The organism is Actinoplanes subtropicus, from assembly GCF_000721705.1.
GTDB classification, from domain to species: Bacteria; Actinomycetota; Actinomycetes; order Mycobacteriales; family Micromonosporaceae; genus Actinoplanes; species Actinoplanes subtropicus.
The window spans coordinates 1-13,272 of the sequence record NZ_JOJL01000007.1 but is presented as its reverse complement, the minus strand read 5'-3'; the positions used below and the strand labels follow the sequence as shown (position 1 = coordinate 13,272).

The 13,272-nt window shown below is 72.7% G+C and carries 11 protein-coding genes and 1 pseudogene; 10 read left to right on the top strand and 2 right to left on the bottom strand.

The genetic code is table 11. From position 1 onward, the window contains the following. The first annotated feature begins 55 nt into the window (after positions 1–55). The 4 genes from IH26_RS0110690 to IH26_RS0110675 all read left to right on the top strand — a co-directional run bounded on the left by IH26_RS0110690 (position 56) and on the right by IH26_RS0110675 (position 4,712). Positions 56–910 carry a DUF4397 domain-containing protein gene (locus tag IH26_RS0110690; RefSeq protein WP_030435990.1) on the top strand — a complete coding sequence of 285 codons (855 nt, stop codon included), beginning with the start codon at positions 56–58 and terminating at the stop codon, positions 908–910. A gap of 300 nt (positions 911–1,210) precedes the next feature. Continuing rightward, on the top strand, positions 1,211–1,780 hold the full coding sequence (locus tag IH26_RS0110685; RefSeq protein ID WP_211268631.1) for a sortase domain-containing protein: 570 nt from the start codon (positions 1,211–1,213) through the stop codon (positions 1,778–1,780). Positions 1,781–1,858: 78 nt separating this feature from the next. Beyond that, positions 1,859–3,520 (top strand): serine/threonine-protein kinase, encoded by a 1,662-nt coding sequence (locus tag IH26_RS0110680; protein WP_030435988.1) that lies wholly within the window; start codon positions 1,859–1,861, stop codon positions 3,518–3,520. 85 nt (positions 3,521–3,605) lie between these two features. Next, entirely contained in the window at positions 3,606–4,712 is a 1,107-nt protein-coding gene (locus IH26_RS0110675; protein WP_030435987.1) for a sporulation protein, read from the top strand. Between the two features lie 309 nt (positions 4,713–5,021). Here IH26_RS0110675 and IH26_RS0110670 read toward each other — a convergent pair whose 3' ends face one another. Further along, positions 5,022–6,284, bottom strand: coding sequence for a bifunctional pyridoxamine 5'-phosphate oxidase family protein/GNAT family N-acetyltransferase (locus IH26_RS0110670; protein ID WP_030435986.1), 1,263 nt, complete (start codon positions 6,282–6,284; stop codon positions 5,022–5,024). 51 nt (positions 6,285–6,335) lie between these two features. Between IH26_RS0110670 and IH26_RS0110665 the strand changes: the two genes are divergently transcribed. Both IH26_RS0110665 and IH26_RS0110660 read left to right on the top strand, forming a co-directional pair. Continuing rightward, on the top strand, positions 6,336–7,682 hold the full coding sequence (locus IH26_RS0110665) for an aminotransferase class I/II-fold pyridoxal phosphate-dependent enzyme (RefSeq protein WP_030435985.1): 1,347 nt from the start codon (positions 6,336–6,338) through the stop codon (positions 7,680–7,682). Positions 7,683–7,778: 96 nt separating this feature from the next. Further along, complete coding sequence (locus IH26_RS0110660; protein WP_030435984.1) at positions 7,779–8,453, top strand: UdgX family uracil-DNA binding protein; 675 nt, start codon at positions 7,779–7,781, stop codon at positions 8,451–8,453. On the opposite strand, the gene IH26_RS0110655 is transcribed toward IH26_RS0110660, so the two are convergent. Then, positions 8,454–9,182, bottom strand: coding sequence for a hypothetical protein (locus IH26_RS0110655; RefSeq protein WP_030435983.1), 729 nt, complete (start codon positions 9,180–9,182; stop codon positions 8,454–8,456). Between the two features lie 86 nt (positions 9,183–9,268). Here IH26_RS0110655 and IH26_RS0110650 point away from each other — a divergent pair, with 86 nt between their 5' ends. From IH26_RS0110650 to IH26_RS62075, 4 genes and pseudogenes are all read left to right on the top strand, one after another. Beyond that, positions 9,269–9,469, top strand: coding sequence for a DUF3046 domain-containing protein (locus IH26_RS0110650; RefSeq protein ID WP_030435982.1), 201 nt, complete (start codon positions 9,269–9,271; stop codon positions 9,467–9,469). A gap of 198 nt (positions 9,470–9,667) precedes the next feature. Next, positions 9,668–10,714, top strand: coding sequence for a recombinase RecA (recA, locus tag IH26_RS0110645; protein WP_030435981.1), 1,047 nt, complete (start codon positions 9,668–9,670; stop codon positions 10,712–10,714). 566 nt (positions 10,715–11,280) lie between these two features. After that, positions 11,281–11,886: pseudogene (locus tag IH26_RS0110640) on the top strand (regulatory protein RecX); the annotation flags it as partial. A 689-nt stretch (positions 11,887–12,575) separates the two neighbouring features. Next, on the top strand, positions 12,576–13,272 hold a 697-nt coding region (locus IH26_RS62075; RefSeq protein ID WP_425394372.1), incomplete at its 3' end, for a hypothetical protein.

The following is a 13,272-nucleotide window of genomic DNA, read 5'->3' as shown; positions in this document are numbered from 1 at the left end:
ATATACAGATCAGCACCACCAGAGCGACACAAGTGGCCACCAGACAGGAGGCTCCGTGTTCATCCGAACCCCACACGTCCGGCGCCTCAGCAGCGCCGCCGCGGTCCTGGCCGCGGTCGCCGTCAGTGCCCTCTTCGCGGCCCCGGCGCGGGCCGCCGGCGACGGTTATGTCCGGCTCGCACACCTATCTCCCGACACCCCGGCGGTGGACGTCTACCTCCGCTCCACCACCAACGAGATCAAGCCGCAGACCTTCAAGGGCGTGGCGTACGGCGCCATGTCGGCCTACCTGCGGCTGCCCACCGGCACGTACCAGGTGGCGATGCGCAAGGCCGGCGCCCCGGCCAGCACCAAGCCGGTGATCACCACCCAGGTGGGCGTCCAGAACGGCGACGCGTACACGGTCGCCGGCGTCGGCCGCTTCGCCGACCTGGGGCTCCGCGTGCTCACCGACGATCTGAAACTCCCCGACCCGGGCATGTCCAAGGTCCGCATCATCCAGGCCTCGGTCAAGGCGCCGATTCTGGACGTGGCCGGCAAGAACGGCAAGACGATCGCCGACGGCGTCCAGTTCGCCACCACCACCGCGTACCGCGAGGTCAACCCGGGCAAATGGAGCGTCCAGGTGGTGCCGACCGGCGGTGGCAAGACCAGCGTGCTGCCCTGCACGCTCGGCGCGGGCAGCGTGTATTCGCTGGTCGTGCTCGACGACAAGGCGGGCGGCCTGAAACCCGAGTTGCATGTGGACGCCGAACGGCAGGGCTCGGTCCCGCTGGGCGGCGTGGCCACCGGTGGCGGCGGCACCCAGCCGGCCTCGCCGATGCCGATGGCGTTGCTGCTGGCCGGCGTCGCGGCGGTGGTCACCGGCGGTCTCGTCGTGCTGGTGCGGCGCCGGCTGCGGGCTGGCTGAGCGGGGCAGGTCGTGAAGGACCGGGCGGACGTGACGGCCGACGACTACGTGGCCGTGGGTGTGGCGTCGGTGCCGGGTGCGCTCTCCTGGCCCCGGCCCCGGGCGTCCGCCCGGGTCCGGACCGCGCCGCCGGTCCTTCCCCTTCGGGCTCCAGCGCCGGACATGCCTAGGAGCGTGACGGACAAACCCCGCGAAAAACCTGATCATCCCGTACGGGATAAAAGGTTCTGGCGTGGTGCGACGTTGCCGGTGTTGGCGGCGGTTCTGGCCGCGTTTGTCGTTGGTACCACGTATGTCGCGGTGGCGGACCGTGCCGAGCGGCCGGCAAACGACCCTGACCTGGGGCGATGGGCCGCGACCGGGCCGGTGGCCGAGGCTGCGGGGAACGCGGGGCGGGCGGCCGGAGATCCGTTCGGCAGTGCCGGCGTCGAGGCGCCGGGCGAGCCCACCCGCGTTCGGATCAAGACGATCGGGCTGGACAGTCCGCTCGAGACGCTGCATGTGGTCGGGGGAGCGCTGCAGCCGCCGAAACGGTACGACCGCGCCGGCTGGTACGCGGACGGGACGGTGCCGGGAGACACCGGTCCCGCGGTGATCGCCGGGCACGTCGACTCGAAGGCGGGGCCGGCGGTCTTCTACCGGCTGCGCGAGCTCGTTCCGGGCGACAAGGTCGAGGTGCTGCGCGGCGACACGCTCGTCACGTTCACCGTCACCCGGGCGGCCTGGTATCCGAAGAACGCGTTCCCGACCGACGCGGTCTACGGGCCGACGCCCGACCGGCAGCTCCGGCTGATCACCTGCGGCGGCGTCTTCAACCACGCGCTTCGGTCCTATCGGGACAACCTGGTGGTCTACGCGGTAGCCGGGTGATCGCCGTTCCCCTGGTCGGTCTGCCGTGCTTATCCTGAAAACGAGTCGACGGGTGGGGGCGGGATGGCGGTCAGACGCATGCTCATCGCCGGTCGGTATCGCCTGCTCGAACCGGTCGGCTCCGGTGGCATGGGCCGGGTCTGGCTGGCCCGCGACGAGATGCTGGACCGCGACGTCGCGGTCAAGGAGTTCGTGCCGCCGGAGTGGATGACCGAGGACGAGCAGACCCGGCTGCGCGACCGTACGCTGCGCGAGGCCCGCAGCGCCGGGCGGCTCAACCACCCGCACGTGGTCCGGGTCTACGACGTGGTGCACGCCGACGGGCTGCCGTGGATCGTGATGGAGTACGTGGCGTCCCGGTCGCTGCACCAGGTGATCATCGAGGACGGCCCCTATTCGCCGGTCGCCGCGGCGCGCATCGGCCTGGCCGTGCTCGACGCGCTGACCGCCGCGCACCGGGCCGGCGTGCTGCACCGCGACGTGAAGCCGCACAACGTGCTGATCGGCACCGACGGCCGGGTGGTGCTGACCGATTTCGGACTGGCCACGTTCGTCGACGACGGCGCCGTGACCGGGCCGGGGCTGGTGGTCGGCTCACCGCAGTACGTCTCGCCGGAGCGCGCCCGCGATGGTGCGTCCACCGTGGAATCGGACATGTGGTCGCTCGGCGCGACGCTGTACGCGGCGGTCGAGGGCCGGTCGCCGTACGCCCGCGAGACGGCGATGGCGACGCTGATGGCGCTGGCCACCGCGCAGCCCGATCCGCCGGAGAAGGCCGGGATGCTCGGCCCGGTGCTGCTCGGGCTGCTCCGGCACGACCCGGCCACGCGCCTGACGGCGAGCGAGGTCGAGCGCCGGCTGCGCATGGTGGTGGCCGCGGCGCCGGGTGGCGGGGGCGTGCCGTCGCCGCGGCGCGCCCGGGTGGCGGCATCGGCGGCTTCGCCGGTGTCCGTACGCACGTTGCCGGTCCAGCGCGTCTCGTCCGCGCCGGTGTCGCCCGCGCCGCTCGACCCGCCCCCGGATCCGCCGCCGCGCCGCCCCGCGCGAGCGCGGTCCATGCTGATCGCGATCGGTCTGGCCGGTGCCGTGCTGATCGCGGCCGGCGGCTACATCCTGAACCGCACCGACGTGCCGGTCGCCCGGCCGGCGCCGACCGCCTCGTTCGTGCCGTCGGCGACCCGGCCGGTCGTGACCGCGGCCGGCTTCTCGCCGGCGTCGTGTTCCGGGCCGGCCCCCTCGACCGCCGTCCGCCTGCCGCAGTCGGGGGCGGCGACCGGGGTCAACGGGTGGTCCATCACGCCGGGCTGGTCCTTCTTCGACGACGGCTCGGGCTTCCACATGCCGGTGCCGGACGGTTGGACGTACACGAAGTCGGGGTCGATGTACTGCTTCCGGGATCCGGAGGGCTATCGGGTGCTGACCCTCGACACCGCCCGTAACCCGGCCGGCGACCCGGTGGTGGCCTGCCGGAACGAGGCGGCCCGGCTGGTGGCGGCGGGGGCGCTGCCCGGTTATTCGCTGATCTCCATCGAGAGGCGGCCGCTGCTCATCCGCGCCGCCGATTGGGAGTACCGGTATCGCGACCCGTCCGGGGTGTTGCTGCACGTGCAGACCCGGTGGTTCGCGAGCGAACGGCACGGCTACGCGCTCAGCTGGGCGACCCGGGAGATCGATTGGACCGCCGACCTCGGGAAGATCAACATGGTCCTGAGCACGTTCTATACCGACAAGGTCAGCTGACCTCACAGGAACCGCTCAGGCTGTTTTGATACTCATCTAGGCACGCTTGACTTCGCCACCCGTTTGTTCGAGGAGGAATGACCTGGTGGTCTTCAAGAAGATGATGCGCGCCTTCGGCGTCGGCGGCCCGTCCGTCGACACGGTGCTCGCCAACCCGAACACGCGACCCGGCCTGCCCCTGGACGGCCAGGTCCGCGTCCTCGGCGGCGACCACGACGTGACCGTCGAGCGGGTGGTGCTCGGGCTGGTGACCAGGGTGGAGCACGAGCACGGCGACGGTCTCGCCGAGTTCCACCGCCTGCCGGTGGCGGGCGCGTTCGCGTTGCGCGCGGGTGAGCAGCGGGATCTGCCGTTCTCGTTCCCGGTGCCCTGGGAAACCCCGATCACCGACGTGTACGGGCAGCGGCTGCACGGCATGACGATGGGCCTGCGCACCGAGTTGTCGGTGGCGAAGGCGGTCGACAAGGGCGACCTGGACGAGGTGGCGGTGCACCCGCTGCCGGCCCAGGAGCGCATCCTGGCGGCCTTCGCCCAGCTGGGTTTCCGCTTCGCCCGGGCCGACCTGGAGCGCGGCGGGATTCACGGCGTCCACCAGCAACTCCCGTTCTACCAGGAGATCGAGTTCCACCCCGCCCCGCAGTACGCCGGCGCGATCAACGAGGTGGAGCTCACCTTCGTCGCCGACCCGTCCGGCGTGGAGGTGATCCTCGAGTTCGACAAGCGAGGCGGCTTCCTGACGCCGGGACACGACGCGTACGGCCGCTTCCGCGTCGCCCACACCGAGGCCGACTCGACGAACTGGACCGCCGTGGTCGACTCCTGGGTAGCCGAGGCCGCCGGCCGCTACCAGGGCTTGCGAGGCACCCACGGCTTCGCCGGTCACGGCGCGCCCGGCAGCCACGGCGGCTTCGCCGGTCACGGCGCGCCTGGCTCGCCCGGCGGCTACGGTGCGTCCGGCGTGCAAGGCGGCTACCCCGGCGCCTACGGCCATTACGCCGGTCATGGCGCGCCTGGCCATGGCTCACACGGCGGCGGCGGGCACGGGCACCACGGCCACTACCGCCGTCGCGGCTCCGGAGCCGGCGCCATGGCCGCCGGGATCGCCGGCGGCGTCCTCGGCGGCTTCGTCCTGGGCGAGGTGGCCGAGGAGGTCTTCGACGGCGACGACGACGGCTTCGACTTCGGCGACTGACCGCCCCCGCCGTTGCAGTTGGCGCCCGGTGGCGTTCCGCCCGCGCCCGTCGCAGCGGCGCCCGGTGGCGTTCTGCCGCCGCCCGTGGCAGGGGCGCCCGGTGGCGTTCTGCCGCCGCCCGTGGCAGGGGCGCCCGGTGGCGTTCTGCCGCCGCCCGTGGCAGGGGCGCCCGGTGGCGTTCCGCCCTCGCCCTGGAGCGGGACGCCACCCACGTCAGCCGATGCTCGCGGTGGCCAGTTTGATGCCGAAGCCGACGAACAGGCGCCCACGCCCGTCCGGACCCCGGCCGCGAGTTTGCGGCAACGACCCCTAAGCGCTGGCCAGAGCGGCCGACCCACCGGCGGCCAGGCGATCCCGCAGCCGGTCGGAGGCGGCCGGCCACTCCTCGGACGTCATCGCGAACACCACCGTGTCGCGCCACGTACCGTCCGGCCGGAGCCGCTGCTTGCGGATCAAGCCGTCCCGGGTCGCGCCGAGCCGGGCGATCGCCTGCTGGGACCGGTCGTTGCGGACGTCCGTATACCAGAACACCTTCTCCGCGCCGAGCGTCTCGAACGCGTGCTCCAGCAGCATCAGCTTGGCCTCCGTGTTCACCCCGGTCCGCCACCAGCGGCGGCCGACCATCGTGTGCCCGATGCCGAGCGAGCGGTTGACCGGGTCGATGTCGTGATAGGTGGTGATGCCGATGACCGTGCCGGTGGCCGGCTCGACCTGCGCCCACGGCAGCTGGAAGCCGGCCCATTGGCGGCGGTGCAGGTCGCTGACGTGCTCGGCCATCTGCTCGTGCGTGCGCGGCGGCAATGTCGGCAGGTAGCGCCACACCTCGTCGTCGGCGAGCGCGGCGAGGAGCCCGTCGACGTGCCCGTGGGCGAGCGGCTCGAGCCGGACGTGCCGGCCCTCGAGCAGCACCGGCTTGACCCAGGGCGAGCCGCCGCCGGGCAGGTAGGACGGCGGCGCGGCGGTCACGCCCACGTCGGTCTGCGGCGGCCCGAAGCCGCGGCTCACCGGGAGCACCCCCGCCCAATGGGGGAGCGGACGGTCGGCTGGGTCGTCGACGACGCCGTGCCCGCGGGCCTTCACGGCGACCTCGTCGAGCGGGAGGGCCAGCACCGCGGTGGCCGCGAACTCCTGTGCGTTCGGCGGGCGGCTGTCGGCGGCCCGGCCGGCGCCCACCTTGTCGGCCAGCGCGCGCATGGCGGCCCGCTTGGCGTCGGCGTCGACGACCGGGCGAGCGGTGCCGTGCACGATGACCGACCGGTAGTTGGCGCTGTGGTTGTTCTGTGACCTCGCGTACACAATGCCGTCGAGGATCGTGACGCTCACGCAGACCCGGAACCCGTCGCCGCGGGCCGACAGGCCCATCCGGCCGCCGGAGGAGCCGTGCAGAAAGAGCGTGTCACCGACGCGGACGTGCAGGGTGGGCAGCAGCCGGGGCTCACCGTCGACGACGAAGGCGACGGAACAGTCATACGCCTCGTCCAGGATGGCATGGACGGCCTCGCGGTCGTAGGACATCCGGTCGCGGTGGCGGGTGGCGGTCGTGCGATCCGTCTGGGCGTAGGTGTCGGACATTCCGGCTCCTCCTGCTTGCCTTTGATACTGTACTAGTACAGAATCTGCCTTGTGCCAGCACAGTATCAGGTCAGCGGCGACAGCGCCGCCTCGATTTCCGCCAGCATCGAGACCGGCGTCATGCGCGGCGAGTGGAACTGGGGCGCCCCGCTGCCACCGATCCGCGTGCTCGCCGGCGAGCTGAATGTCAGCCCCGCCACGGTGGCGAAGGCGTATCAGGAGCTGCGTCGTCGCGGCGTCGTCGAGGCCGACGGCCGCCGGGGCACCCGGGTCCGCGACCGGCCGCCGCTGGCCGGGGTGCGCTCGGCGATGCGCCTGCCGATCCCGGAGGGTGTGCTCGATCTCTCCTCCGGCGAGCCCGACGTGCGGCTGCTGCCGCCGATCGGCCCGGCGCTGCGCCGCATCGCGGAGGAGGGCGGTCCGCCCCAGGGCTATGCCTCCGCGATCGCGATGCCTGAGCTGATCGACATCGCGCGCCCGCGCCTCGCCGCCGACGGGGTGCCGATGGAGGGCGCCGCGATCGCCGCGACCTCGGGCACGCTCGACGCCATCGAGCGCCTGCTCACCGCCCACCTGCGGCCCGGCGATGCGGTCGCGGTGGAGGATCCGGGCTGGGCCAACCTGCTCGACCTGCTCGCCGCGCTCGGCCTGCACGCCCGGCCGGTCACGATCGATCGGGAGGGTCCCGATCCGGAGTCGCTCGCTGCGGCGCTCCACTCCGGCGCCCGGGCGGTCGTGGTCACCGTCCGCGCGCAAAATCCGACCGGCGCCGCCGTCTCCGCCACCCGCGCGGCCGACCTGCGCGAGGTGCTGGCCGCGCATCGCGACGTCCTGCTGATCGAGGATGATCACGCCGCCGAGCTCGCCGCCGCCCCGCTGCACTGCCTCGGCCCGGTCACCGCGGCGTGGGCGTTCATCCGGTCGGCGTCCAAGCCCTACGGCCCCGACCTGCGCATCGCCGTGGTGGCCGGCGATGAGACCACGATCGCCCGGGTGGTCGGCCGCATGCGCCTGGGCACCGGCTGGGTCTCCACCGTCCTGCAGCGCCTGCTGCTGCGGCTCTGGCTGGACGAGGAGGTGACGGCTCAGGTCCGGGGAGCGGCCGCCGGCTACGCCCGGCGACGCCGATCTCTCTGCGACGCGATCCAGGAGCGGGGGGTCGCGGCCGAGGGTGCGACAGGCATAAACACGTGGGTACGCGTGGCCGACGAGACCCGTACGATCGGCCTGCTCCGCGACGCGGGCTACGCGGTGGCGCCCGGATCGCTCTTCCGGATCAACACGCCACCCGGCGTCCGCATCACGATCAGCGCGCTGGACGAGTCCGAGATACCGGCCCTGGCCGAGGCGGTGGCGACCGCCGCCCGCCCGGCCAGCTTCGTGACGCCGTCGCGATGAGCGGTCGCACCGAACGCGTCGGCGGTCCCCACCACGGCCGGCCGCCGGGCGGGTGCCGCCGTGCGTACCTCCTCCCGCTTCGGGTAAAACGGTGGGATGCCAGGGACCGAGGCGCCGGTCGGCGCGCAGAAATGGGTGCCACCGCGGCCGGCGAGCATCGCCGACCTGAAGGCGGCCGCCGCCGGCTGTCAGGGCTGCGAGCTGTACGAAAACGCGACCCAGACGGTCTTCGGCCGGGGCGCCGAGCACGCCCGCATCGTGTTCGTCGGCGAGCAGCCGGGCGATGTGGAGGACCAGCACGGTCTCCCGTTCGTCGGCCCGGCCGGTCGCCTCCTGCGCGAGGCGGTCGACGACGCCGGCATCGACCCGGCCGACCTCTACATCACCAACGCCGTGAAGCATTTCCGTTTCGAGCTGCGCGGCAAGCGGCGCATCCACCAGACGCCCGGCCCGGCGCACATCGTCGCCTGCCGGCCCTGGGTGGTCGCCGAGTTCGCGTTGCTCAAGCCCGAGCTGGTGGTGCTGCTCGGGGCGACCGCGGGCAAGGCGCTGCTCGGCCCGTCGTTCCGGGTCACCCAGCAGCGCGGCCGGCTGCTGCCGTGGCCGGCCTCGGCCCAGCACCCGGAGGACTTTCCGGTCGCCGAGATCCAGGCGATGGCGACGATCCACCCCTCCGCGGTGCTGCGCGCCGACAACCGCGACATCGCGTACGGCGGCCTGGTCGACGACCTCAAGGTGGCCGCGGCCGCGGTGTACGGAAAGCCGTCCTGATCAGCGCAGCTTGCTGTCCGCCTTGGCCCATGCCTGTCGAGTGAAGGGCGCGAGCAGCGTTCCGGGCGTCCGGCTCAGAGCCAGCGTGGAGACGACCAGCCCGCCTCGGCGGATCATGACGGTGTCGAAGGAGATGCCGCCGGGCGAGGCCATCCGGATCCCGTACGAGTCGTCGCCCATCCGGGCGACGGGCGGCGCGCTGAGGTCGAGGGAGATCGTGTGGCCTCCGGTGGCCTGGAGGGTCACCGTGTGACACGTGCCGACCACCGAGCGGGCGACGCGGAGGAATTCCTCCGCGTCCGGCTCCGGCATCGTGCCGACGCCCTCCACCAGTTGGCTGGCGCCGTCGCCCGCGACAAAGCCGATCACTACCTTCGTCATCGGCCAGGTGTTGATCCGGTCGAGCGGCCCGCAGCCGGTGGGCGCCTGGCCGGTCGAGTTGGTCGCGCTGGTCCCGACGGTCCAGCCCGGCGCGAGGTCGGCCAGGGTGAGCAGCGCGTCCTCGAGTTGGGCCGCGGTGAAGGCGCCCGGTGGCGCGGAGGAGGCGGTGACCACGATCGCGGAGGGGAGATTGGGCGGGATGCCCGGCATCTCGCCGGCCTCGGACGCCGGGCGGCTGGTCGCCGGCGCGGTGGCGACGATGAGGCCGTGTCGCTGCACCCCGCAGCCGGTCAGGACAAGAAGGAAGGTGAGTGCCGCAGCGCCGCGTACGTCTCGGAAGGTCAACATCGTCGTACCCCCGCACATCGATGCCGGTGACCTTTGACGCTAACTCGCCCGCGCCACTCGCCTTCGCCCGTGAGTAGGCTCGTGAGGTGCGGTTGACGGATTTCTGGGCGCGGCTCGAGCAGGCCTTCGGCGATACGTATGCGCGGAGCATCGCCGCCGACCAATCCTTCGCCGACCTGGGGGACCGCACGATCGACCAGGCCATCGCGGAGGGTATCGACACGGCTACCATCTGGCGCGCCGTGGTGGCGGCGTACCCCGATCGGGTGCCTTCCCGCCTGCACTGATCAAACTTTCGTACGCTTGTTCTGGCGTGTTGCTTCGATCTAGTACAGGTGTTCGGCTATTGTCCACAACGGCCCGGTATCCACAGCTCGTGGCAGGGCGGCGGATTTTTGTCATACCCACCGCCTACCTTGTAGCCCGTGGTGAACAGAGGCTCATCGGCGAAGACGCCTGCGAAATCGAATACAGGGGTGGCGGACATGGTGGCAGGACCCGACCGAGACAAGGCGCTCGATCTAGCGCTGGCACAAATCGACAAGCAGTTCGGCAAGGGCTCGGTCATGCGGCTCGGGGAGCGGCCGGTCATCCAGACCGCCATCATCCCGACCGGCTCCATCGCCCTCGATGTGGCGCTCGGCGTCGGTGGCCTGCCGCGTGGCCGGGTCATCGAGGTCTACGGGCCGGAGTCCAGCGGTAAGACGACGGTCGCCCTGCACGCGGTGGCCAACGCGCAGCGCAACGGGGGCATCGCGGCGTTCATCGACGCCGAGCACGCGCTCGACCCGGAGTATGCGAAGGCGCTCGGCGTCGACACCGACGCCCTGCTCGTCTCCCAGCCCGACACGGGCGAGCAGGCGCTCGAGATCGCCGACATGCTGATCCGGTCCGGCGCGCTCGACATCATCGTCATCGACTCGGTGGCCGCGCTCGTGCCGCGCGCCGAGATCGAGGGCGAGATGGGCGACAGCCACGTCGGCCTCCAGGCCCGCCTGATGAGCCAGGCGCTCCGCAAGATCACCGGTATTCTCAACAACTCCGGTACCACCGCGATCTTCATCAACCAGCTCCGCGAGAAGATCGGCGTCATGTTCGGCTCGCCCGAGACGACGACCGGCGGCCGCGCGCTGAAGTTCTACGCGTCCGTGCGTCTCGACGTGCGCCGCATCGAGAGCCTGAAGGACGGCACCGACGTGGTCGGTAACCGCACCCGGGTCAAGGTCGTGAAGAACAAGGTGGCGGCCCCGTTCAAGCAGGCCGAGTTCGACATCATGTATGGCAAGGGCATCTCCCGCGAGGGCTCGCTCATCGACGTCGGCGTCGAGCAGAGCATCATCCGCAAGTCGGGCGCCTGGTACACGTACGACGGCGACCAGCTCGGCCAGGGCAAGGAGAAGGCGCGCGAGTTCCTGAAGGAAAACCCAGATGTCGCCGCCGAGATCGAGAAGAAGATCCTGGAGAAGCTCGGCGTCGGCCAGACCACGGGCGACGCGGCCGGCGGCCCCGAGCTGCCCCCGGTCGACTTCTGACCGCGGCCTCCCGATCGAGCTGACGCCAGATGGCCGGCCGGCGCGGCGCGCGCTCCGGGCGCGGGTGGGATGCCCTCCCTCCCCGCCCGCCACGCCACCCACCCGATGAGCACCCGCCCGGCGAGGCCGCCGACGGCGAGGCGGAACGCGGCAACGTTCCCGCCCGCCGCCGCCGACCCTCGCCGGGCGGCCACCCCACGACGCCGAGCGAGCCGGGCGCCCACCCGACGACGCCGAGCGAGCCGGGCGCCCACCCGACGACGCCGAGCGAGCCGGGCGGCTATTCCGGCGCGTCCAGCACGCCAGGCGGCCATTCCGGTGCGTTCAGCACGCCAGGCGGCCATTCCGGTGCGTCCAGCGCGCCCGGCAGCTATCCAGCCGGAGCCGACGGGTCGGGCGGTCGCTCCGCCACGTCCAGCGGGTCGGGCTACCCAGCCGGGGGCGGCGAGCTGGGCGGTTCGGCTGGCTACCGTGCCCGGCCCAGCGGTTCGGGCGGTTTCCTCGGTGCCTCCGGCGGGTCGGGCGGCTACTCCGTCGCGCCCGGCGGTAGCGGCCGGGGTGGCTTCAGGCGGGGCAGGAGCGGCGCCGAGGGCGGGGCCGGGTCCGGGGAAGCGGTTCGGCGGGGCGACGCGCCCGAGCAGAGCGAGTCGGAGCGGGCGCGGGAGATCTGTCTGCGGCAGTTGGCGGTCCGGCCGCGCACCCGGGCCGAGCTGGCGAAGGCGCTCGCCCGCAAGGAGATCTCCGGCGAGGTGATAGCCGAGGTTCTCGACCGGTATGACGAGGTCGGGATCATCGATGACGCCGCGTTCGCCCGGGCGTGGGTCTCCAGCCGGCATCACGGGCGCGGGCTCGCGCGCCGGGCGCTGGCGAACGAGCTCCGGCAGCACGGGGTGGACTCCGAGGTGGCGAGCGAGGCGCTCGAGACCCTCGACGACGAGGAAGAGGCAGCGACCGCCCGCGCCCTCGTGGACCGCAAGCTGCGCACGGCCCGGGGCACACCCGAGGCGGTGTTCCGGCGGCTGGTCGGCATGCTGGCGCGCAAGGGCTACCCGGCGGGCGTGGCCATTCGCGCGGTGAAGGACGCGCTCGCCGCCCGAGATGCCGAGGCTGCCGAGTTCGCCGACCAGATCGACGCCGACGCCCTGGCCGACGAGGCAGGCGAGCCTTCGTAACCGGACCGCCCCGGCCTGTCGCAAGCCTGGCGCCGGACTGGCTCGCGTGGTCGGTAGCCGCTGTGCCAAGCCTGGTGCTGGATCGGCTCGCATGATCGGCGGCCGCTGTGGCAGGCCTGGCGCCGGACTGGCTCGCGTGGTCGGTAGCCGCTGTGCCAAGCCTGGCGCCGGGCCGGCTCGCGTGATCGGCAGCTGCCACGGCAAGCCTGGCGCTGGATCGGCCGCGCGAATGCCCGACGCCGCGGCCGGGCCGGCGTGGGCCGGCTGGTGCCGGACCGGTGCGGGGGACTTGGCGGCGCGGCGAGCTTCCGCGTGTATGCCGTGACCTGCGCCGCGTCCCTCAGGGACAGTGGCAGCGGTCGATGATGGAGATCGACACTCGCCACTGGCTGCTAGCGTGAGGTGCCGTGACCGAGGACTCGCGGAACCAGATGCGGGGCTACGGTTCCTTCCCGGAGGGTGCCGAGCCGACCGAGGAGATCGCCACGTTTGGCGACTCGCCGGCGGAGCCGCCCACGTCAAGGTCGTCCGCCCGCCCCAGCGTCCCCAGCCAGCCGCCTACCCCCGCCGCGGCCCGGCCCTCCCGCCCGTGGAGCGCCCCGCCGCCGGCTTTCGCCCACTCCGGCGTCCCCCATGCCGGGCCAACAGCGACCGCCGCACCGCTGACAACGGCCGGCCCACTGACGAGCGTGACGAGCGCCGAGCCGTTCGCGAGCGCCGAGCCGTTCGCGAGCGCCGAGCCGTTCAGGAGCGCCGACCCGCCATCCGCCCTAAGCTCGCCCGTCCGGCGTCCGCTTTACGGCGGTATCCGTCGCGCGACCGACGCGCCGCCCAGCGCAACCCATCCAGTGACCATTGATCCGCCCAGTGGCGTCCGCCGCGCGACCGTCGAGCCGCCCGGCGACGTACAGCCTCTGATCATCAACCCGGTCCCCGCCGGCCCGCATCCAGGCCTCGACGACGTTCAGGCCGTCGCGGACCCGGACGACGAATACCCCGTCTGGCCCGCGAGCGTCGAAAAGCCGGAAGGCCACCACCCCACGCCCCCGCCCCGCTCAAGGCCGCCCGCCCCGTCCTGGGACCCCACGACGACCGGCTGGCCGGACGAGCCACCCGAAAGCGCCGCCAGCCGTCCCGAGGCCGCCGCCGAGGAGTACGCCTACCCCGCCAGCGCCCCACCCGGCCCGTTCTTCGCCCCGACAAGATCCGCCGAGGATGCGACGGGCCGCCGCGAAGATCCACCAGGATCTGCCCTCGACGAAGAGTGGTCCCCCCACGAGGCCCCCGGCGGCGATTGGTCCCCCCAAGCAAGACATGACCAATCCCACACCGCCGATCCCCACGGCCTCCCCACCGCCCCGTCGACCCGGATCACCCCTACCCCGC

Coding starts and splice junctions, on each gene's coding strand:
- IH26_RS0110660 (WP_030435984.1), top strand. CDS start 7,779: ATGCCAGGGACCGAGGCGCCGGTCGGCGCGCAGAAATGGGTGCCACCG.
- IH26_RS0110655 (WP_030435983.1), bottom strand. CDS start 9,182: ATGTTGACCTTCCGAGACGTACGCGGCGCTGCGGCACTCACCTTCCTT.
- IH26_RS0110680 (WP_030435988.1), top strand. CDS start 1,859: ATGCTCATCGCCGGTCGGTATCGCCTGCTCGAACCGGTCGGCTCCGGT.
- recA (WP_030435981.1), top strand. CDS start 9,668: ATGGTGGCAGGACCCGACCGAGACAAGGCGCTCGATCTAGCGCTGGCA.
- IH26_RS0110670 (WP_030435986.1), bottom strand. CDS start 6,284: ATGTCCGACACCTACGCCCAGACGGATCGCACGACCGCCACCCGCCAC.